19 protein-coding genes and 2 tRNA genes are annotated in these 20,481 nt (G+C 69.1%); 14 read left to right on the forward strand and 7 right to left on the reverse strand.

Features of this window, described 5'->3' with window-relative positions; all coding sequences use genetic code 11:
- Window positions 1-51: 51 nt before the first annotated feature.
- From crcB to C7H73_RS07600, 4 genes are read right to left on the reverse strand one after another with little or no spacing between them, the layout of a single operon-like run.
- Window positions 52-435, reverse strand: coding sequence for a fluoride efflux transporter CrcB (gene crcB / locus C7H73_RS07585; RefSeq protein WP_106846086.1), 384 nt, complete (start codon window positions 433-435; stop codon window positions 52-54).
- A 38-nt stretch (window positions 436-473) separates the two neighbouring features.
- A complete protein-coding gene (locus C7H73_RS07590; RefSeq protein WP_106846087.1) occupies window positions 474-1,778 on the reverse strand; it encodes a TRAP transporter large permease in 1,305 nt (434 codons plus the stop codon).
- Window positions 1,779-1,808: 30 nt separating this feature from the next.
- Window positions 1,809-2,318 carry a TRAP transporter small permease gene (locus C7H73_RS07595; protein ID WP_106847582.1) on the reverse strand — a complete coding sequence of 170 codons (510 nt, stop codon included), beginning with the start codon at window positions 2,316-2,318 and terminating at the stop codon, window positions 1,809-1,811.
- Between the two features lie 18 nt (window positions 2,319-2,336).
- Entirely contained in the window at window positions 2,337-3,317 is a 981-nt protein-coding gene (locus C7H73_RS07600; protein WP_106846088.1) for a TRAP transporter substrate-binding protein, read from the reverse strand.
- Between the two features lie 184 nt (window positions 3,318-3,501).
- Between C7H73_RS07600 and C7H73_RS07605 the strand changes: the two genes are divergently transcribed.
- The 3 genes from C7H73_RS07605 (at window position 3,502) to rimO (ending at window position 6,176) form a co-directional block, all read left to right on the forward strand.
- Window positions 3,502-4,068 carry a winged helix DNA-binding protein gene (locus tag C7H73_RS07605; RefSeq protein ID WP_106846089.1) on the forward strand — a complete coding sequence of 189 codons (567 nt, stop codon included), beginning with the start codon at window positions 3,502-3,504 and terminating at the stop codon, window positions 4,066-4,068.
- A 103-nt stretch (window positions 4,069-4,171) separates the two neighbouring features.
- A complete protein-coding gene (gene phaR / locus C7H73_RS07610; RefSeq protein ID WP_106846090.1) occupies window positions 4,172-4,732 on the forward strand; it encodes a polyhydroxyalkanoate synthesis repressor PhaR in 561 nt (186 codons plus the stop codon).
- 28 nt (window positions 4,733-4,760) lie between these two features.
- Window positions 4,761-6,176, forward strand: a complete 1,416-nt coding sequence (gene rimO / locus C7H73_RS07615) for a 30S ribosomal protein S12 methylthiotransferase RimO (protein WP_193483946.1) — start codon at window positions 4,761-4,763, stop codon at window positions 6,174-6,176.
- Window positions 6,177-6,293: 117 nt separating this feature from the next.
- Here the strand turns inward: rimO and efp are convergent, their stop codons facing one another.
- The 3 genes from efp to C7H73_RS07630 form a co-directional block, all read right to left on the reverse strand.
- Window positions 6,294-6,848, reverse strand: a complete 555-nt coding sequence (gene efp, locus C7H73_RS07620; RefSeq protein WP_106846091.1) for an elongation factor P — start codon at window positions 6,846-6,848, stop codon at window positions 6,294-6,296.
- Window positions 6,849-7,019: 171 nt separating this feature from the next.
- Window positions 7,020-8,120 carry an elongation factor P maturation arginine rhamnosyltransferase EarP gene (gene earP / locus C7H73_RS07625; RefSeq protein ID WP_106846092.1) on the reverse strand — a complete coding sequence of 367 codons (1,101 nt, stop codon included), beginning with the start codon at window positions 8,118-8,120 and terminating at the stop codon, window positions 7,020-7,022.
- Window positions 8,117-9,019: a LysR family transcriptional regulator gene (locus tag C7H73_RS07630; protein WP_106846093.1), complete on the reverse strand. Its 903-nt coding sequence runs from the start codon at window positions 9,017-9,019 to the stop codon at window positions 8,117-8,119. Before C7H73_RS07630 ends, earP begins: the two co-directional genes overlap by 4 nt.
- A gap of 381 nt (window positions 9,020-9,400) precedes the next feature.
- Between C7H73_RS07630 and C7H73_RS07635 the strand changes: the two genes are divergently transcribed.
- The 11 genes from C7H73_RS07635 to C7H73_RS07685 all read left to right on the forward strand — a co-directional run bounded on the left by C7H73_RS07635 (window position 9,401) and on the right by C7H73_RS07685 (window position 20,471).
- A complete protein-coding gene (locus C7H73_RS07635; RefSeq protein WP_106846094.1) occupies window positions 9,401-10,615 on the forward strand; it encodes a CaiB/BaiF CoA transferase family protein in 1,215 nt (404 codons plus the stop codon).
- Window positions 10,612-11,601: a hydroxymethylglutaryl-CoA lyase gene (locus C7H73_RS07640; protein ID WP_106846095.1), complete on the forward strand. Its 990-nt coding sequence runs from the start codon at window positions 10,612-10,614 to the stop codon at window positions 11,599-11,601. The genes C7H73_RS07635 and C7H73_RS07640 overlap by 4 nt, the downstream gene beginning before the upstream one ends.
- 58 nt (window positions 11,602-11,659) lie before the next feature.
- Window positions 11,660-12,637 carry a Bug family tripartite tricarboxylate transporter substrate binding protein gene (locus C7H73_RS07645; protein ID WP_106846096.1) on the forward strand — a complete coding sequence of 326 codons (978 nt, stop codon included), beginning with the start codon at window positions 11,660-11,662 and terminating at the stop codon, window positions 12,635-12,637.
- Window positions 12,638-12,786: 149 nt separating this feature from the next.
- Window positions 12,787-14,064 (forward strand): putative DNA modification/repair radical SAM protein, encoded by a 1,278-nt coding sequence (locus C7H73_RS07650; RefSeq protein ID WP_106846097.1) that lies wholly within the window; start codon window positions 12,787-12,789, stop codon window positions 14,062-14,064.
- A 13-nt stretch (window positions 14,065-14,077) separates the two neighbouring features.
- Window positions 14,078-15,040 (forward strand): TIGR03915 family putative DNA repair protein, encoded by a 963-nt coding sequence (locus C7H73_RS07655; RefSeq protein WP_170104812.1) that lies wholly within the window; start codon window positions 14,078-14,080, stop codon window positions 15,038-15,040.
- An 86-nt stretch (window positions 15,041-15,126) separates the two neighbouring features.
- Complete coding sequence (gene uvrC / locus C7H73_RS07660) at window positions 15,127-17,076, forward strand: excinuclease ABC subunit UvrC (RefSeq protein WP_106846098.1); 1,950 nt, start codon at window positions 15,127-15,129, stop codon at window positions 17,074-17,076.
- Window positions 17,077-17,113: 37 nt separating this feature from the next.
- Window positions 17,114-17,680, forward strand: coding sequence for a CDP-diacylglycerol--glycerol-3-phosphate 3-phosphatidyltransferase (gene pgsA / locus C7H73_RS07665; RefSeq protein WP_106847585.1), 567 nt, complete (start codon window positions 17,114-17,116; stop codon window positions 17,678-17,680).
- Window positions 17,681-17,960: 280 nt separating this feature from the next.
- Window positions 17,961-18,233 (forward strand): HU family DNA-binding protein, encoded by a 273-nt coding sequence (locus C7H73_RS07670; RefSeq protein WP_106846099.1) that lies wholly within the window; start codon window positions 17,961-17,963, stop codon window positions 18,231-18,233.
- Window positions 18,234-18,250: 17 nt separating this feature from the next.
- Window positions 18,251-18,326 (forward strand) — tRNA-Val (locus C7H73_RS07675).
- Window positions 18,327-18,411: 85 nt separating this feature from the next.
- Window positions 18,412-20,346: a SurA N-terminal domain-containing protein gene (locus C7H73_RS07680; protein WP_106846100.1), complete on the forward strand. Its 1,935-nt coding sequence runs from the start codon at window positions 18,412-18,414 to the stop codon at window positions 20,344-20,346.
- 49 nt (window positions 20,347-20,395) lie between these two features.
- Window positions 20,396-20,471 (forward strand) — tRNA-His (locus C7H73_RS07685).
- Window positions 20,472-20,481 lie beyond the last annotated feature (10 nt).

Raw genomic sequence — 20,481 nt, forward strand, 5'->3', positions numbered from 1 at the left:
GGCCTCCGGCGCTTGCTGGACAAGCGCTGGCAGCTATGAAAATAATAGTACTCAAAGGCTGCGCCAAAGCCAGCCGCCGCTGTGCAGCCCGGCCCAGGCGGCCAGCAGCGAGCCCGCTACGTGCGCCAGCGTCACCACCAGCGCCAGGCCCAGCCGGCCCTGCAGCAGCAGGCCCAGCACCTCGGCCGAGAAGGTGGAGAAAGTGGTCAACGCCCCGAGAAAGCCGGTGACGGCCATCAGGCGCCACACCGGGTCCAGCTGGGGCAGCGCCTGCAGCACGGCCAGCGCCAGCCCCACCAGGTAGCCGCCGGCCAGGTTGGCCGCCAGAGTGCCCCAGGGCAGCAGGGCGCCGGGCGTGTTCAGCCACAGCGCCAGGCGCCAGCGCGCCAGGGCACCGGCGCAGGCGCCCAGGCAGATGGCGGCAACTTGCAGCATGGGCTGCGATTGTAGGAAGCGGGCAGGGCGTGCCGATGTCAGCGCACGGTCATCTGCTGCGGCAGCCAGGTGACGATGCCGGGAAAGACGTAGATCAGCGTCACCGCCGCGCACATCAACAGGAACATGGGCAGGGCCACCTTGGCGATCCAGGGCAGGTGGCGGCCCGTCATGCCCTGCAGCACGAACAGGTTGAAGCCCACGGGCGGGGTGATCTGGGCCATCTCCACCACCAGCACCACGAAGATGCCGAACCACAGGGGATCGATGCCGGCGGCTTGCACGGTGGGCATGATGACGCCCATGGTCAGCACCACCATGGAAATGCCGTCCAGAAAGCAGCCCAGCACGATGTAGAACACCGCCAGCGCCGCGATCAGCTGCGCGCGCGACAGGCCCAGCGAGGCGATCCACTCGGCCAGGTGGCGCGGCAGGCCGATGTAGCCCATGGCCAGCGTCAGGAAGGCGGCGCCGGCCAGGATCAGCGCGATCATGCAGTACAGCCGCGTGGCGCCCATGAGCGAGTCGCGAAAGCTGCCCCAGTTCAGCGAGCCCTGCACGCCCGACAGCACCAGCGAGCCGACCACGCCCACGGCGGCCGCCTCGGTGGCCGTGGCCACGCCGGTGTAGATGGAGCCCAGCACGGCGGCGATCAGCAGCACCACGGGGATCAGCGCGCGCGACTCGGAGAGCTTTTGCAGCAGCGTCATGCGGCCCTCGGCCTGCGGTACTTGGGTTGGGTGGCGCAGCGCCCACAGCATGATGTAGCCGGAGAACAGCGCCGCCAGCAGCACGCCCGGCAACACCCCGGCGATGAACAGCTGGCTGATGGACACCTCGGCCGTCACGCCATAGACGATCATGATGATGGACGGCGGGATCAGCAGGCCCAGCGTGCTGGCCCCGGCCAGCGTGCCGACCACCATGTGGGCCGGGTAGCCGCGGCGCGTCAGCTCGGGCAGCGTCATCTTGCCGATGGTGGCGCAGGTGGCGGCGCTGGAGCCGGAGACGGCGGCAAAGATGGTGCAGCCCACCACGTTGGTGTGCAAGAGCCGCCCGGGCAGGGACTGCACCCAGGGCGCCAGGCCCCGGAACATGTCCTGCGACAGCCGGGTGCGAAACAAGATTTCGCCCATCCAGATGAAGAGCGGCAGGGCGGTGAGCGTCCAGCTCGACGACGAGCCCCAGATGGTCACCGCCATGGCGTCGCCCGCCGGGCGCGATGAAAACAGCTGCATGCCGATCCACGCCACGCCCGACAGCGTCAGGCCGATCCAGACGCCGCTGGCCAGGATCAGGAACAGCGCTGCGATCAGCAGGCCGGTGATGGCGAGGTCGCTCATGCGGACGGCTCCTTCTTGTTGTCGTGGCGGTTATTCGTTGCGCAGCGCTTCGCCGGACTGCGCCGGGGCGCGGCGGCCGCGCAGCTCCAGCACCAGCTCGTCCAGGCAGGCCACGGCCAGGACGGCCGCGCCCACGGCCATGCACAGCTGCGGCAGCCACAGCGGCGTGGCGTCGTTGCCGGTGGAGATGTCGTTGAACGCGTGCGACTGCCAGGACAGGCGGATGCTGTACCAGGCAAACAGCAGCGCCAGCAGGGCGCCCAGGGCCAGCGCGAACAGCTCCAGCGCGCGGCGCCAGGGCCCGCGCAGGCTGCTCACCACCAGGGTGACGCGGATGTGCTCGCCGCGCTTCAAGGTGTGCGCCAGCGCCAGAAAGCCCGCGCCGGCCATCAGGTAGCCGGCGTAGGCATCGATGCCCGAGATGTGGAAGTTGAACTGCCGACCGGCGATGGACAGCAGCACTGCAGCCAGCAGCGCCACCATGCACAGGGCGGCCAAAAAGGCAGTGCTGTCGTACAGCTGGTCGAGCAGGCGGCGCATCATCGGGCGGTCTGGCCGTTACGGCTTGCGGTAGGCGTCCACCAGGGCCTTGCCGTCGGGGCCGGCCTTGTCCAGCCACTCCTTGAGCATGGTCTCGCCCACCTTGGCCATGTCGGCCTTCAGCGCGGCGCTGGGCGCCAGCACCTGCATGCCTTCGGCTTTCAGCTTGGCCAGGGTCTCGTCGTTGACGCGGCGGCTGGCGGCCCAGCCGCGCTTTTCGGCTTCGGCCGCGGCTTTGAGCACCGCGTCCTGCGTGGGCTTGTCCAGCGCGTCGAAGGCCTTCTTGTTCATGATGACCGCGTTCTTGGGCAGCCAGGCCTGGGTGTCGTAGTAGTACTTCAGGTGCTCATAGAGCTTGCTGTCCACGCCGGTGGCGCCGGAGGTCATGGTGGACTCGACCACGCCCGTGGCCAGCGCCTGCGAGAACTCGGCCGCCTGCACGGTGACGGGCTGGGCGCCCACCAGTTCGGCAATGCGCGCGGTGGCGGGGCTGTAGGCGCGCCACTTGATGCCCTTCAAGTCCGCGGCCGTCTCCACCGGCTTCTTGGTGTAGATGCCCTGCGGTGGCCAGGCCACGGCGTATAGCAGCGCCATGCCCTGGTCGGCGAGTTTCTTTTCCAGGTAGGGCTTTTGCGCCTGGTACAGCTTCATGGACGCGTCGTAGCTGTCGGCCAGGAAAGGCAGGCCGTCCACGCCGAAGAGCTGCCACTCGTTTTGGAAGTTGACCAGCAAGATCTCGCCCAGCTGCGCCTGGCCCCCCTGCACGGCGCGCTTGATCTCGGGCGCCTTGAACAGCGAGGCGTTGGCATGCAGCGTGATCTTGAGCTTGCCGCCCGAGGCCTTGTCCACATCGCTGATGAACTGCGCCATGTTCTCGGTGTGGAAGTTGCTCGCCGGGTAGGCGGCGGCCAGGTCCCACTTGGTCTGCGCCAGCAGGGGGGTGGTGCTGAAGGCGCCGGCCAGCGCAACGGCCAGGGCTGCAAGGTGTCGTCGCTGCATCTCGTGTCTCCGTGAGGGGGTGGTGGTCTGTCGGCCCGCGCTTGGGGCCTGCCCAATGTAGCGGCGCGGGGGCGCTTCGGCCCTAGGTGATTCACCTGAACGTCAACAAAATGCCGGCAAATCGTCACGACACAACGAGCTGCTGGCGTAGCATGCCGGCACGCAATGCCCAGGGAGACGGACCATGAGTGCCACCGGCAAGAACGCCAAGCCTGCCCGCCGTGGCGCCGCCGCGCGCGGGGCTGAGGAGCGCGCGCCCATCGTCTCGTCCTCGCACCTGGTGTCCACCCGCAGCGCGGAGATGAGCGAGTTCGAGTTCGGCCTGATCGTGGCCGGCAACGCCTTTCACCGCTGGGTGGTGCACTGCATGGCCGCCGCCGGCCTGCGCGACTTGACGCCGCTGGACGTGGTGGTGCTGCACCACGTCACGCACCGCGCACGCGACAAGCGACTGGCCGACATCTGCTTCATCATGAATGTGGAGGACACCCACGTGGTGAATTACTCGCTGAAAAAGCTGCAGGGCCTGGGCGTGGTAGCCGCCAGCAAGAACGGCAAGGAAGTCACCTACGCGCCCACCGAGGCCGGCCGCGCCCACGTCGAGCGCTACCGCGCCATCCGCGAGGCCTGCCTGATCGACGCGCTGCACGCGCATGACGAGCTGAACCGCGACATCGGCGAGCTGGCGCGCCTGCTGCGCATGCTCTCGGGCATGTACGACCAGGCGGCGCGGGCGGCGGCGTCCATGTAGGGTATTCCTGCCGCCGGGGCGGCAGGGGCGCTGCCTAGAATCTGCTGCACTGCAATACGAAACCCGTCGGCCTTTTGCCGGCGGACTCAGCGAGGATTTCCCGGTGCCAGAAAAAACCCCCGACTCCAGCCAGGACCCGAGCGCCGGCGCCGCCGCACCGCGCGAGCGCATCATCAAGAAGTACCCCAACCGGCGCCTGTACGACACCAACACCTCCACCTACATCACGCTGGCCGAGGTCAAGCAGCTGGTCATCGACGGCGAGCCCGTGATGGTGCGCGACGCCAAGACGGGCGACGACCTCACGCGCAGCATCCTGCTGCAGATCATCCTGGAGGAAGAGGCCGGCGGCGCGCCCATGTTCAGCGAGGCGGCACTGGCCAACATCATCCGCTTCTACGGCCATGCCATGCAGGGCTACATGGGCGCCTACCTGGAGAAGAACGTGCAGATGTTCAGCGAGGCCCAGGCCCGCCTGGCCGAACAGGCGCAGGGAATGTCGCCAGACAAGTGGGCCCAGTTCATGCAGCTGAATTCGCCCCTCATGAAGAACTGGATGGGCAGCTACGCCGAGCAGTCGCACAATGCCTTTGCGCAGATGAACGAGCACATGCAGCGCCAGACCGAGCAGATGCTGGAGGCTTTTGGCCTGAAAAAACGCTGAGCTCGCGCCCTCTGGGAAAATGCGGGCGATGAGCGACGCACACGCCCCCACCTTGAACTCCCCCACCACCCCCGCGCAGGCGCCAAAAATAGGCTTCGTCAGCCTGGGCTGCCCCAAGAACCTGACGGACTCCGAACTGATCCTGACCCAGCTCTCGGCCGAGGGCTACCAGACCTCCAAGACCTTCCAGGGCGCGGACCTGGTCATCGTCAACACCTGCGGCTTCATCGACGACGCCGTCAAGGAAAGCCTGGACACCATTGGCGAGGCGCTGGCGGACAACGGCCGCGTCATCGTCACCGGCTGCCTGGGCGCCAAGGCCGGCAAGGACGGCGGCACGCTGGTGCAGGACGTGCACCCCAGCGTGCTGGCCGTCACGGGCCCGCACGCCGCGCAGGAGGTCATGGACGCAGTGCATCGCACGCTGCCCAAACCGCACGACCCCTTCCTGGACCTGGTGCCCGGCGCCTTTGGCGAGGCCGGCATCAAGCTGACGCCGCGCCACTATGCATACATGAAGATCAGCGAGGGCTGCAACCACCGCTGCACGTTCTGCATCATCCCGTCCATGCGCGGCGACCTGGTCTCGCGGCCCATCGGCGACGTGCTGAAGGAAGCACGCGCGCTGTTCGAGGGCGGCGTGAAAGAGCTGCTGGTCGTGAGCCAGGACACCTCGGCCTATGGCGTGGACGTGAAGTACCGCACCGGTTTTTGGGACGGCAAGCCGGTGCGCACGCGCACGCAGGAGCTGGTGCAGGCCCTGGGCGAGCTGGCCCGGCCGCACGGCGCCTGGGTGCGGCTGCACTACGTCTATCCCTACCCCAGCGTGGATGAGCTGATCCCGCTGATGAACGAGGGCCTGGTGCTGCCCTACCTGGACGTGCCGCTGCAGCACAGCCACCCGGACGTCCTGAAGCGCATGAAGCGCCCGGCCAGCGGCGAGCGCAATCTGGAGCGCATCCAGCGCTGGCGCGAGGCCTGCCCGCAGCTGGTGATTCGCAGCACCTTCATCGCCGGCTTTCCCGGCGAGACGGAAGAGGAGTTCCAGCACCTGCTCGACTTCGTGCGCGAGGCGCAAATCGACCGCGCCGGCTGCTTTGCCTACAGCGACGTGCCCGGCGCTACGGCCAACGCACTGCCCGGCATGCTGCCCATTGAGCTGCGCGAAGAGCGCCGCGCGCGCTTCATGGCCGTGGCCGAGGGCGTGTCAACGGCCCGCCTGCAGCAGCGCGTGGGCTCGACCATGCAGGTGCTGGTGGACAAGGCCGTGAGCCTGGGCAAGAAGGGCGGCATCGGCCGCACCTATGCCGATGCGCCCGAGATCGACGGCGTGGTGCATCTGCAGCCGCCCGAGAAGCTCAGCAAGACCTATAAGACGGGCGAGTTCGTGCGCGCGCGCATCGTGGGCACGCAGGGGCACGACCTGGTGGGCATCCCGGTATGACATCACTACGTTTTTGATAGCTACCAGCGCTTGCCAGTCAAGCGCTGCAGCCTCAAAAGACCATGAAAAAAGGCTTCCCGATGGGAAGCCTTTTTGCCGGCGGTGCCGAAGCGCCGATCAGACGCGCTTGCGGTACTCGCCCGTGCGGGTGTCGATTTCAATCTTGTCGCCCTGGTCCACGAACAGCGGCACGGGCACTTCGAAGCCGGTGGCTATTTTTGCCGGCTTGAGCACCTTGCCCGAGGTGTCGCCCTTGACGGCCGGCTCGGTCCAGGTGATCTCGCGCTCGACGCTGGTGGGCAGCTCGACCGAGATGGCCTTGCCGTCGTAGAACACCACTTCGGCGGTCATGCCGTCTTCCAGGTAGCTGATGGCGTCGCCCATGTTGCTGGCTTCCACCTCGTACTGGTTGTACTCGGCGTCCATCCACACGTACATCGGGTCGGCGAAGTAGGAGTAAGTGCACTCCTTCTTGTCCAGCACGACGTTGTCGATCTTGTCGTCGGCCTTGAAGACGATTTCCGTGCCCATGTTGTTGAGCAGGCCCTTGAGCTTCATGCGCACGGTGGCGGCGCCGCGCCCGCCGCGGGCGTATTCGGTCTTCAGGACGATCATGGGGTCCTTGCCCTGCATGATCACGTTGCCGGCGCGGATTTCTTGAGCGATTTTCATGGCTGGTTGCCTGGGTAGTGAAGGGTGGGCCGCTGCACCGTCGGGTGGGGCGGGCTGGCAGCGCGGGCTGCCTTCCACCCCGGCGCCAGGTGCGTGCGCGGCGGGGGCGCCGGCGGGGCGTCGCTACCTGTGGGGCAGCTGCCGATCGTCAATGGCGCAAAGCCTGCGATTCTAACTTTTCTGCTGAGCAAAACCCAGCAGTTGTGTCAACAAATCCGCCTGCTGGATAAGGCGATTGCGCGCCGCCAGGGTGCATGCGCGCCACTCTTGCAGCGTGGCGGGCTGCAGGGCGGGCAGGGCGGCGGGCGGTGCCAGGCCGTTCCACGCCAGGTGCGCCCGGCGCAGCGAGGCCGGCGCCTGCAGCCAGTCCAAAAAAGCGTGCAGCTTGGCGTGGTGTGCGTCATCGTGCTGGGGGTAGATATGCCAGACGAACGGCTGGCCCGCCCACAGGGCGCGCACCAGCGAATCCTCGCCGCGCACGAAGTTCAGGTCGCAGGCCCACAGCATCTCGTCAAAGGCGGGCTGCGGGCAGGCCGGCAGGTATGAAACTGATAGCTGTCCGCGCTTGCCCAGCGAGGGTTTGAGGCCGATTTCAGGTAAATCTCTGTCCAGCACGGCACGCAGCGCCGCGGCGGCCCGTCCGGGCGTGGCCAGCAGGTGGACGTGCTGGGCGGCGCCCAGTTGCCGCACCAGCTCGGCCAGCGCCGGCGGCTCGTAGCAAAACAGGGAGACGGCCAGTGCCTGCGGCGCGATGCCGTGGCGCGCGCGCCAGGCGCCGCGGTCGAAGGCGCCGTGGCGCGCGGCGAGGTCCGGCTCGCGCAGCAGGCCGCCGGTGCGCGGCGTGAAGCCGGGGTAGAAGAACCAGCGCGTCAGCCCCGCGCCGGGGCCGGTGCCCAGGGGCGAGGGCAGCTGGTGGCAGCGCTCCACATAGCCCTCGGCCGACAGGTATTCCAGGTTGATCCACACAGGTTTTCGGGCTCTGGCCCTTGCTGCATCAGCGATGGAAGCTATGAATGCAGGAGCGATCTCGCAGCCGAAAGCCTCCACCACCACGTCGCCGGGGCCATCCCCGGGCGGCTGCGCGGGCCAGGGCAGCACCTGCACGCCGGGCGCGCCGCCTGGCGCCATCCAGGCCAGGGCGCTGGCGTCGTCCGTCCACAGCCGCACGGCATGCCCGCGCGCACCCAGCTGCGCGGCCAGGCGCCAGCACACGCCGATGTCGCCGAAGTTGTCGATGACCTGGCAAAAGAGGTCCCAGCGCAGCCCGCTCATGCACCGTCCTCGGCGGCGGGCGCGCGCAGGTGCTCCACGAACAGCCGCGCCACGCTGGACAGCGACTCGTCCGCCCGCACGCACAGCGACAGGCGCCGGCGCGCCCAGGGCTCGGCCAGGGTGACGGTGCGGATGGCCAGCGTGCCGCGCAGCAGCTGCGCGCTGCCGCGCGGCAGCACCGCCACGCCCAGGCCCGCGGAGACCATCAGACACAGCGCGTCGTAGCTGGTGACCTGCATGCGCAGCTTCAAGGGCGCCTCCAGCTCGGCCGCGGCGCGCGTCAGCTGGTGGTTGATGGCGCTGCCCGGGTGCATGCCGACGAAGTCCCAGGGCAGGGCCTCGGCCAGGCGCACGCTGCGCCGTCGCGCCAGGGCATGGCCGGCGGGCACGATCAGCACCAGTTCGTCCTCGCGCCAGGGCAGCAGGGCCACGCGCTCGCCGTAGCTGCCGTGGTGCAGGATGCCGACATCGGCCGCGTTCTCCGCCACCGAGCGCGCCACGGCAGTGCTGATCTGCTCTTGCAGCTGCACCTGCACCTGCGGGTGCGCAGCCATGAAGCGCTGCAGCTCGCCGGGCAGGAACTGCGTGATGGCCGAGATGTTGGCCACCACGCGCAGGTGCCCGCGCACCCCGGCGCGAAAGTCGCGCATCTGCGCGCCGATGCCGTCCAGGTCGTTGAGCACGCCGCGCGCCAGGTGCAGCAGGGTGTAGGCGGCGGCGGTGGGTTCGGTGCCGCGGTTGCTGCGCGCGAACAGCTCCACGCGCAGCACGCTCTCCAGCTCGGCCAGGCGGCGGCTGGCGGCCGAAGGGGCGATGTGCTCGCGCGCAGCGGCGCGGGCGATGGCGTTTTCCTCCATCACCGCGACGAACAGGCGCAGCGAGAGCGGGTCGAGCTTCATGGCCGCCGATGTTAGAGCCTGTTCAATGCCTTTTCATGGTGCCCGCAAGGCAGCAAACAGCCGCAATCAAGGCGCCCGCCGCGGGCCATGGCCGGCGCCTGGCCAAGGCGGGCAACGCGGAGTGCGGCTGTTTGCTGCGTTGCCCGCAGGGCTGCCTCGCCAAGGCAGCATCTGCCGCGTTGCAAATCCTCGCCGGGCCACCAGCCCGGCTGCGGTTTGCGCCTTGCAGCTGCTGCCTTGGCGAGGCAACGGGCACCATGAAAAGGCATTGAGCAGGCTCTTACGCCCGGCCATGCCGCTTTGCGATGGCAGCGTCGCGCTTGAGCGTTTTGCGCGTGCGGGGCGGGCGCGCATCATGCCCGCGGCTATGGCAGGAGACCTATGACGAGCAAGCAAGACACCGCTGCGCCGGCCGCCCTGCACGGGGTGCGCGTGATCGAGATGGGGCAGCTCATCGCCGGGCCGTTTTGCGGCAAGACGCTGGGCGAGTTCGGCGCCGACGTGGTGAAGATCGAAGCCGTGGGCGCGGGCGATCCGCTGCGCAACTGGCGGCTGCTCCAGAACGGCACCTCGGTGTGGTGGCAGGTGCAGTCACGCAACAAGAAGTCGGTGGCGCTGGACTTGCGCCAGGCCGAGGCGCAGGACATCGTGCGCACGCTGGTGGCCGAGGCCGACGTGCTGATCGAGAACTTCCGCCCCGGCACGCTGGAGGGCTGGGGCCTGTCGCCCCAGGCGCTGCACGCGCTCAACCCGGGCCTGGTCATCCTGCGCATCTCCGGCTACGGCCAGACCGGGCCGTACCGCGACCTGCCGGGCTTCGGCGTGATCGGCGAGGCCATGGGCGGGCTGCGCCACCTGACGGCCGAGCCCGGCCGCGTGCCGGTGCGCGTGGGCGTGTCCATCGGCGACACCCTGGCGGCGCTGCACGGCGCCATCGGCGTGATGATGGCGCTGTACCACCGCAAGGTGAATGGCGGCGCTGGCCAGGTGATCGACGTGGCGCTGCACGAGGCGGTCTTCAACTGCATGGAAAGCCTGATCCCGGAGTACAGCGCCTTCGGCGCCGTGCGCGAGGCCGCCGGCAGCGCGCTGCCGGGCATTGCGCCCAGCAACGCCTATCCCTGCCAGGACGGCTGGGTGCTGGTGGCCGGCAACGGCGACAGCATCTTCAAGCGCCTGATGGCCGCCATCGGGCGCCCGGACCTGGCCGACGCGCCGGACCTGGCCGACAACGCCGGGCGCGTGGCCCGCGTGGCCGAGATCGACGCCGCCATCGCCGCCTGGACGCAGCAGCGCACCGTGGCCGACGTGATGCAGCTGCTGGGCGCAGCGCGCGTGCCGGCCGGCAAGGTCTATACCGCCCGCGACATCGCCGAAGACCCGCACTACCGCGCCCGCGACATGCTGCTGACGCAGCGCACGCGTGGCGGCGACGAGCTGCTGGTGCCGGGCATCGTGCCCAAGCTGTCGGGCACGCCGGGCCGCGTGCGCAGCAGCGCGCCCGGCCTGGGCGACGACACCGACGCCGTGCTGGCCGAGGCCGGCCTCAGCCAGGAGCAGATCGCGCTGCTGCGCGCCAAGGGGGTGATCCAGTGACGGCCCAGAACGTCTGGCGCGGCGCCGGCCGGCGCATCGAGATCTGCGACGTGGGCCTGCGCGACGGGCTGCAGATGGAGGCGCAGTTCGTGCCCACCCAGGACAAGATCGTCCTGGTGGAAGCCCTGGCGGCCGCAGGCCTTACGAAGATCGAGGTGACCTCGTTCACCTCGCCCACGGCCATTCCCGCGCTGCGCGACGCCGAGATCGTGATGCGCGAGATCGTGCGCCGCCCCGGCGTGGCCTACACGGCCCTGGTGCCCAACGTGCGCGGGGCCGAGCGCGCCATCGAATCCGGCACCGACGAGCTGAACCTGGTCATGTCGGTGAGCGAGACGCACAACCTGGCCAACCTGCGCATGACGCGGGCGCAGTCCTTCGCGGCGCTGTCGCAGGTGATCGCCGTGGCGCGGGGCGCGGGCGTGCCGGTGAACGTGTCGCTGTCGTGCGTCTTCGGCTGTCCCATGGAGGGCGACGTGCCGCATGAGGAAGCCTTTGCCTGGGTGCAGCGCTTTGCTGACCTGGGCGTGGCCGGCATCACGCTGTGCGACACCACCGGCATGGCCTACCCGACGCAGGTGGTGCAGGCCGTGGCGGCGGCGCTGGCGCGCTGGCCGCAGCTGGCCTTCACGCTGCACTTTCACAACACGCGCGGGCTGGGCCTGGCCAACGTGCTGGCGGCCATCGACGCGGGCGCCACGCGCTTCGATGCCTCGCTGGGCGGCCTGGGCGGCTGCCCGTATGCGCCGGGCGCGTCGGGCAACGTCTGCACCGAAGAAGTGGTGCACGCGCTGCAGCTCATGGGTTACGACACCGGCATCGACCTGCCGGCGCTGCTGGCGGCGGCGCGGCGCCTGCCGGCGCTGATCGGCCACGAGGTGCCCGGCCAGATCACCAAGGCCGGCCAGCGGCTGGACCTGCACCCGCCGCCGCCCGGGCTGCCGGCCATCCGCGAGCGGGCGCTGGCCCGCGCCGCGGCTGCCTGAGTTGCTTTTTCCTTTTTTTCATTCACATCACCACGACCCATCAGAGGAGACAACCCACATGCGCATCACTCGCCAACGCTTCCTGCTTGCCAGCCTGGGCGCCGCCGCCCTGGCCTGTGCCGGCGGCGTAGCCGCCCAGGCCTATCCGGCCAAGGCCGTCACCTTCGTCGTGCCCACCGCGGCCGGCGGCACCACCGACCTGTCCGCGCGCATGGTCGCGCAGGCGCTGTCGCCCGTGCTGGGCCAGTCGGTGGTGGTGGACAACAAGGGCGGAGGCAACGGCAACATTGCCGCCGCGATCGTCCGCCGCGCCGAGGCCGACGGCTACACGCTGCTGATGCAGTACTCGGGCTACCACGTCATCTCGCCCCACCTGATGAAGACGCCGCAGTGGGAGCTGAAGGACTTTCGCCCCATCGCCAACGTGATCTCGGCGCCGCAGATCATCGTGGTGCGCGGCGACCTGCCCGTGAAGACACTGCCCGAGCTGATCGCCTACGCCAAGGCCCACCCGGGCAAGCTGAACTACGCCTCGTCGGGCAACGGCTCGCTGCAGCACGTCACCGGCGCGATGCTGGAGCAGCAGGGTGGTGTGAAGATGGTGCACGTGCCCTACAAGGGCACCGGCCCGGCGCTGCAGGACCTGCTGGGCGGCCAGGTGGACCTGACGTTCGGCACGGCGCCGCCGTTCATGCCCCACATCCAATCGGGCAAGCTGCGGGTGCTGGCCGTCACCGGCGCCGAGCGCCTGCCCAGCCTGCCGGACGCGCCCACCACGGCCGAGGCCGGCTACCCCGGCGTGAATGCCACTTCGTGGTTTGCCCTGTTCGCCCCGGCCGCGGTGCCGCAGCCGGTGGTTGACCGCCTGGCCGCCGACCTGAAGAAGGTGGTGGAAGACCCGGCGTTCCGCAAGAAGGCACAGGAGCAGGGCGCAAGCGCCGACTACCAGGGCCCGCAGCAGCTGGCCGAGCGCGTGAAGGCCGACTACGCCAACTGGGCGGGCGTCATCAAGAGCTCGAAGATCGAAACCGAATAGGGCGGCGCTACCGGGGCAAAAATCAGGGCCCAATGGGCTGCCAGCGCTTGTACAGAAAGCGCTGGCAGCTCTTTTTTTGATAGTGAAAAGCGCGGGACGGCCGAGTGGAGGCGGTGGCAGGCGGGCTCAATTTCCTGTAAATTCATACAGTGAATTTGCAATCCAAGCTCGCCATCCTGGCCGACGCGGCCAAGTACGACGCCTCGTGCGCCTCCAGCGGCGCTGCGCCGCGCGACTCCGTGGGCGGGCGCGGCATGGGCTCCACCGAGGGCCTGGGCATCTGCCACAGCTATGCGCCGGACGGGCGCTGCATCTCGCTGCTGAAGGTGCTCTTGACCAACTACTGCCAGTACGACTGCCTGTACTGCGTCAACCGCGTCAGCAGCAACGTGCCGCGCGCCCGCTTTGCGGTGCAAGAGGTGGTGCGGCTGACGCTGGATTTTTACCGGCGCAACTGCATCGAGGGGCTGTTTTTGTCCAGCGGCATCATCCAGAGCCCCGACTACACCATGGAGCAGGTGGTGGAGGTGGCGCGCGTGCTGCGCGAGGAGCACGACTTTCGCGGCTACATCCACCTGAAGACCATCCCCGACGCGGCGCCCGAGCTGCTGGAGCGCGCCGGCCGCTTTGCCGACCGGCTGAGCATCAACATCGAGCTGCCCACGCCCACCGGCCTGGCGGCGCTGGCGCCGCAAAAGGACGGGGCGGCCATCGCCCGCTCGATGGCGCGCATGGCCGTGCACATCGAGGACGCGCGCCAGGCACGGCGTGAGCAGGACAGGGCGCCCGCCCGGTCGCTGGGCGCGGCCCGGCCGGCGCGGCGCGCCGCACCGCCGGCCTTCGCGGCAGGCGGGCAGAGCACGCAGATGATCGTCGGCGCCGATGCGACCGACGACGGCACCATCTTGGCCACCAGCGCGCGCCTGTACGGCCTGCACCGGCTGCGGCGCGTGTACTACTCGGCCTTCAGCCCCATTCCGGATGCGTCGCGCAGCCTGCCGTTGGTGGCGCCGCCCCTGCTGCGCGAGCACCGCCTATACCAGGCCGACTGGCTGATGCGCTTCTACGGCTTTGCGCCCGGCGAGATCGTCTCGCCCGCCCAGGGCGGCATGCTGGCGCTGGACGTGGACCCCAAGCTGGCCTGGGCGCTGGCGCACCGCGAGCGCTTCCCGGTCAACGTGAACACCGCCCCGCGCGAGCTGCTGCTGCGCGTGCCCGGGCTGGGCGTGGGTTCGGTGGACCGTTTGCTGGCCGCGCGCCGCGTGCGCCGCCTGCGCCACGCCGACCTGGTGCGGCTGCACGTGCCGCTCAAGAAGGTGCTGGCCTTCGTCGAGGTCGCCGATCACCGCCCCGGCCGGGCGCTGGAGGCCGCCGACCTGGCCGCGCGCCTGGCGCCGCCGCCCGCGCAGCGCGGCCTCTTCGACTAACGCCGGCCGGCCGATGCATACCGCCACCCTGGCGCACGCCACCGATTGGCACGGCTTTCGCCACGCCGCCCGCGCGCTGCTGCAGGCCGGCGTGCCGCCGCAGCAGGTGCAGTGGTTCACCGCGCAGGATGTGGCGCACGACCTGTTCGGAAGCAGCGCCGGGCAGGCCCCAGGCAGCGCACCGCAGGCGCTGCCCGCTCCCAGCGGCGGGGGCGGTTCCGAGGCGGGCGCGGGTGCCGGCGGCGCCGGGGCAGAGGCGGGTGCCGCGGCCGGACTGCGAGCTCCCGCGGACGCCGGGCCGCCACCCGCCGCCGGCCCGCGCGTGCCCGAGGGCTTCGTGCACCTGTGCCAGCGCCTGGTGCTGCACCGCGATCCGGCGCGCTTTGCCCTGATGTACCGCCTGCTGTGGCGCCTGGTGCACGAGCCCGCGCTGCGCCACGACCCGCTGGACGCCGACCGGCTGCAGGCCCGGCACCTGGCCCGCGCGGTGGCGCGCGACCTGCACAAGATGCACGCCTTCGTGCGCTTTCGCCCCGTGGCCGATGCGCAGGGGCAGACGGTGCATGTGGCCTGGTTCGAGCCCGAGCACCACATTGCCGAAGCAGCGGCGCCGTTCTTCGTGCGCCGCTTCACGCAGATGCACTGGGCCCTGCTCACGCCGGGCGCCAGCGTGCGCTGGGACGGCCAGCGGCTGCACCTGGGGCCGGGCGCGCAGCGCGCCGACGCCCCGCCGCCCGACGCCGGCGAGGCGCTGTGGCTGACCTACTACCGGCACATCTTCAATCCGGCGCGCCTGAACACCGCCGCCATGCGCAAGGAGATGCCCCGGCGCTACTGGTCCAACCTGCCCGAGGCGGCGCTGATTGGCGAGCTGGTGCAGGACGCGCACGAGCGCAGCGCGCGCATGGTGCAGGCCGCGCCCACCACGCCGCGCCGGCGCATCGCGCCGCCCGGGCCGCCGCGGGCCCAGGAGTGATGGTGTTTTTGGCCTCCAGTGCTTGTCCATCAAGCACTGGCAGCTATTATTTTTGAAGCAGCCGCAGCAGCCACCACAATAGCCCCATGTCTGCTTCCCATTCCGACGAACTGCTGGCCCAGGTGGCGGCGCTGCCGCCGCTGCCCGGGGTGTACCGCTACTTCGACGCGCAGGACACCCTGCTGTACGTGGGCAAGGCGCGCAACCTGAAAAAGCGCGTCTCCAGCTACTTCACCAAGCAGCACGGCGGCACGCGCATCGGCCACATGGTGGGCCGCATCGCGCGGCTGGAGACCACGGTGGTGCGCTCCGAAGCCGAGGCGCTGCTGCTGGAAAACAACCTCATCAAATCGCTCAACCCGAAGTACAACATCCTGTTTCGGGACGACAAGAGCTACCCCTACCTGAAGATCACCGGCATCGCGTCCAGGGACGGCACGGGCGATGCCCCCGGGCAGCGCTTCCCGCGCATGGCCTACTACCGCGGCAGCACCGACAAGCGCCATCGCTACTTCGGGCCGTACCCGGGCGCCTGGGCGGTCAAGGAAACCATCCAGCTGCTGCAAAAGGTGTTTCGCCTGCGCACCTGCGAGGACACGGTCTTTGCCAACCGCACCCGGCCCTGCCTGCTCTACCAGATCAAGCGCTGCTCGGCGCCCTGCGTGCAATTGGTGACGCCCGAGGCCTACGCCGGCGACGTGGCCAGCGCCGAGGCGATGCTGCGCGGCGAGACGCAGGAGCTGCTGGCCCAGCTGGAGCAGCGCATGCTGGCGTATTCGCAGCAGCTGCAGTTCGAGCAGGCGGCCGAGGTGCGCAACCAGATCACCGCGCTGTCGCGCGTGCTGCACCAGCAGGCCATCGAGACGGTGAGCGACAAGGACGTGGACATCTTGGCCGTGCGGGTGCAGGGCGGGCGCGCCTGCGTCAACCTGGCCATGGTGCGGGGCGGGCGCCACCTGGGCGACCGCGCCTACTTTCCGGTGCATGTGGAAGAGGCCGCCGGCGTCTATCACGCCGAGGAAGAGGCGGCCGCGCAGGGCGACGAGCACAGCGTCGCGGCGCAGGTGCTCGAGGCCTTCATCGCCCAGCATTACCTGGGCGTGCCCGTGCCGCCCACGCTGATCGTCAGCGAGCCGGTGGACCCGCAGCTGCTGCTGGCCCTGGGCCAGCAGGCCGGCGTGCGCGTGACGGCGGTGCAGCAGCCGCGCGAGCAGCGCCGCGCCTGGCTGGACATGGCCCAGCGCGGCGCCGAGCTGCAGCTGGCCCGGCTGCTGGCCGAGGAGGGTTCGCAGCAGGCGCGCACCCGCGCCCTGGCCGAGGCGCTGGACCTGGAGCGCGAGAGCCTGGAGCAGCTCACCATCGAGTGCTTCGACATCTCGCACACGGCCGGGGAGGCCACGCAGGCCTCGTGCGTGGTGTTCCATCACCACAAGATGCAAAACAGCGAGTACCGCCGCTACAAGATCGAGGGCATCACCGGCGGCGACGACTACGCTGCCATGCGCCAGGTGCTCACCCGGCGCTATTCGCACGTGGCCGAGGCGCAGCGCGAGGCCGGCGGGGCCGAGGTCACCAACCGCCAGGCGCGCCTGCCGGACCTGGTGCTGGTGGATGGCGGCAAGGGCCAGGTCAGCATGGCGCGCGAGGTGTTCACCCAGCTGGGCCTGGACATCGCGCGCATCGTCGGCGTGGAAAAGGGTGAGGGCCGCAAGGTGGGGCTGGAGGAGCTGGTCTTTGCCGACGGGCGGCCGAAGATCTTCCTGGGCCGCGACTCGGCGGCGCTGATGCTGGTGGCGCAGATCCGCGACGAGGCGCACCGCTTCGCCATCACCGGCATGCGCGCGGCGCGCGCCCGGGTGCGCATCGGCGGCAGCCGCCTGGAAGACATCCCCGGCGTGGGCCCCAAGAAGCGCGCCAAGCTGCTGCAGCGCTTTGGAGGCGTGCGCGGCGTGCAGGACGCGAGCGTGCAGGACCTGCTGGGCGTGGAGGGCATCTCGCAGGCCCTGGCCGAGGACATTTACCGCGCCCTGCGCTGACCGTTTGCAGGAGAGCACCATGCCACAATCGCGCCCCATGTTTCTCACCATCCCCACCGTCATGACCTGGACGCGCATCGTCGCGATTCCGCTGATCGTGGGGGTGTTTTACCTGCCGCTGGCGCCCGAGACCTGCAACCTGATCGCCACGGTGATGTTCATCGTGTTCGCCGCCACCGACTGGCTGGACGGCTTTTTGGCGCGCAAGCTGAACCAGACCTCGGCCTTCGGCGCCTTCCTGGATCCGGTGGCCGACAAGTTCCTGGTCTGCGCGTCGCTGCTGGTGCTGGTGCACATGCAGCGCGCCGACGTGTTCGTGGCGCTCATCATCATCGGCCGCGAGATCGCCATCAGCGCGCTGCGCGAGTGGATGGCGCAGATCGGCGCCAGCCGCAGCGTGGCCGTCCACATGCTGGGCAAGCTCAAGACCACGGTGCAGATGGTGGCCATTCCCTTCCTGCTGTACGACGCCCGTGTGCTGGGCGTGGACACGCGTCTGTGGGGCACGGCGCTGATCTGGCTGGCGGCGGTGCTCACCGTCTGGTCCATGGCGTACTACCTGCAAAAGGCGCTGCCTGAAATCCGCGCGCGCGTGGCGCGGTGAAAGCAGCGCGCCGCCGCCGTGGCCGGCTTGTCAATCCGGGATGCGCCTTAGCGCCAGCGTTTGCGAGACAACCCGGCCGCCGCAGCCCGGCAGCAGCGGTAAATGCGACTAGAATTTGACGCTGCACCTGCGCAGCCTCCAGGCAGGCCGCAGGCGGCCGCTACAAGCTGCCGCAGCCCCTTCGCCACGCGCCGCCATCCCTGCAGCGCCCGGCGCCGCCCAAGCGGACCACAACGCCCGAGACCAACCTTCCACCTACCGTTTACGCGAGAGGCTTCCTGTGAACAAGACCGAATTGATTGAGCACATCGCCAACAATGCAGACATCTCCAAGGCCGCCGCAGCGCGCGCGCTGGAGTCGACGATCGATGCGGTCAAGAAGACGCTCAAGCGCGGCGGCACGGTGTCGCTGGTGGGTTTCGGCACCTTTGCAGTGGGCAAGCGCGCGGCGCGCACCGGCCGCAATCCGCGCACCGGAGCGACGATTAAAATCAAGGCTGCTAAAGTGCCGAAGTTTCGTCCGGGCAAGGCATTGAAGGATGCCCTGAACTGACATTTGAGATTGAAGGGGGGTGCTTAGCTCAGTTGGTAGAGCGGCGCCCTTACAAGGCGTAGGTCGGCGGTTCGAGCCCGTCAGCACCCACCACCCGAATCCCCCAAAAAAATCAATCACAAGGCGAACGCGAGTTCGCCTTTTGTTTTGTGCCTCGCCGTTGAAAGACTGACCGACCATGTTCGAATCCATCCGCAAGCACTCCAAGCTGGTCATGCTCTTGCTGTTCTTGCTGATCATTCCTTCGTTCGTCCTCGTGGGCATCGACAGCAACTACTTCAAGGGCGGCAGCCCCGTGGTGGCACGTGTGGACGGCAAGGACATCACGCAGGACGAGTGGGACAACGCCCACCGCATGGAAAGTGACCGCATCCGTGCCCAGTCGCCCGGCATTGACGGCAAGCTGCTTGATTCGCCCCAGGCCCGCTATGCCACGCTGGAGCGCCTGGTGCGCGACCGCGTGCTGCAGACGGCTGCCAGCAAGATGCACCTGATGGCTTCCGACGCGCGGCTGGCCGCCGAGCTGCAGGCCATCCCGCAGATTGCGGCCCTCAAGCGTGCTGACGGCACGCTCGACGCCGAGGCCTACCGCGCCCTGGTGGGCGCCCAGGGCCTGACGCCCGAAGGTTTTGAGACGCGCATGCGCCAGGATCTGGCCATCAGCCAGGTGCTGGGGGGCGTCATGAACACGGCCACGCCGGCTGCAGCTGAAGCCGCCCTGGCCTTTGACGCACTGCTGCAGCGCCGCGAGATCCAGGTGGCGCAGTTCAAGGCGGCGGATTTCGCCGGCAAGGTCAAGGTGACGGACGCCGACGTGCAGGCGTATTACCAGGCGCACCCGGCGCAATTCCAGCAGGCCGAGCAGGCCACGGTGGAATACGTGGTGCTGGACCTGGACGCCGTGAAGGCCGGCATCACCCTGAGCGAAGACGATCTGCGCACCTACTACAAGGAAAACCTGGCCCGCCTGGCCGGCCAGGAAGAGCGCCGCGCCAGCCACATCCTCGTCAATGCCACCAAGGACGCTCCGGCCGCCGAGCGCGAGAAGGCCCGGGCGCGTGCCGAGCAGCTGCTGGCCGAGGTGCGCAAGGCCCCCGCCAGCTTTGCCGACGTGGCCAGGAAGAACTCGCAAGACCCCGGCTCCGCCCCCGAAGGCGGCGACCTGGGCTTCTTCGGCCATGGCGCCATGGTCAAGCCCTTCGAGGACGCCGTGTTTGCTATGAAGAAGGGCGAGATCAGCGACGTGGTGGAAAGCGACTTCGGCTATCACATCATCCAGCTCACCGACATCAAGACGCCGCGCCAGCCCAGCTTCGAAGAGCTGCGCGCTTCGCTGGAGGCCGAACTCAAGCAGCAGCAGGCGCAGCGCAAGTTCGCCGAGGCCGCCGAGGCGTTCGCCAACGGGGTCTATGAGCAATCCGACAGCCTGGCTGCGGTGGCAGAGAAGTTTCACCTGAAGGTGCGCACCGCCTCGGGCGTGACCCGCCAGCCTGCTGCCGGCGCCGAAGCCGCCCTGGCCAGCCCGCGCTTCCTGGAGGCGCTGTTTCAGCCTGAGTCGCTGCAGAGCAAGCGCAATACCGAGGCCGTCGAGATCGCCAGCAGCACCCTGGCCGCCGGCCGCGTCACCGCCTACCAGCCCGCGATGACCCTGCCGCTGGACCAGGCGCAGGGCAAGGCCCGTACCTTGTATTTGGCTTCCAAGTCTGCCGAACTGGCCCGCGAGGAGGGCACGGCCAGGCTGGCCGCCTGGAAGGACAACGCCAGCGCTGCCGCTGGCCTGGGCCAGCCCGTGGTCGTCTCGCGCGAGCAGCTTCACGGCCAGCCGCGCGCCCTCGTGGACGCCGCGCTGCACGCGCCGGTGGACGGCCTGCCGGCCTGGGTGGGCGTGGACCTGGGCCCGGACGGCTACGCCGTGCTCAAGCTCAACCGCATCGTGCCGCGCGAAGGCCTGGACGAAGCCCGCCTGGCGATGGAGCGCCAGCAATACGACCGCACCTGGTCCACGGCCGAGGCGCTGGCGTACTACGAAGTCCTCAAGCAGAAATTCAAGGTCCAGATCAAGGCTGCGCGCCCCAGCGCCGAGACCTCTGCACAGGGCGAAGCACTGAATTAATGCGTTTTGCCAAAAGGCTGATTTTTCCACGCTACAATGCGTGGCTACGGTGGCTGTAGCTCAGTTGGTAGAGTCCAGGATTGTGATTCCTGTTGTCGTGGGTTCGAGCCCCATCAGCCACCCCAGATAAGCGAA

The organism is Pulveribacter suum, from assembly GCF_003013695.1.
Lineage (GTDB): Bacteria > Pseudomonadota > Gammaproteobacteria > Burkholderiales > Burkholderiaceae_C > Melaminivora > Melaminivora suum.